Here is a 321-nt window from a genome sequence, read left to right on the forward strand (position 1 = left end):
GTATTATTTAGCTGTTTCATCCACGGGATGACACCGGACGATACTCCTTTAAATCCTCTTATATCACTTCCTCGGCTGCGCAGCTTTCCTAAATACGCTCCGATTCCTCCTCCGCTTTTACTCAGAGTTGCAATATCCGTGTTGCTGTCATAAATCCCTCTGAGACTATCATCAACGGTATCAATAAAACAGCTCGATAATTGACCATAGCTTTTCCCAGCATTTGATAGAGTCGGAGTTGCCACCGTCATATATAAATTAGAAATGGCCCAGTAAGATTCTTTTATAAGTCCTAATCGTTTTTCCTTCGGTTCTTTAACC

General features: G+C 41.4%; 1 protein-coding gene. It reads right to left on the reverse strand.

The window, feature by feature from the left end; all coding sequences use genetic code 11:
* Positions 1-321, reverse strand: a 321-nt coding sequence (locus tag KH400_RS23675) for a ribonucleotide reductase barrel domain-containing protein (RefSeq protein WP_369009398.1), incomplete at both ends; no start/stop codon positions are given.

Source organism: Desertibacillus haloalkaliphilus (assembly GCF_019039105.1).
In the GTDB taxonomy this organism is placed as follows: domain Bacteria; phylum Bacillota; class Bacilli; order Bacillales; family KJ1-10-99; genus Desertibacillus; species Desertibacillus haloalkaliphilus.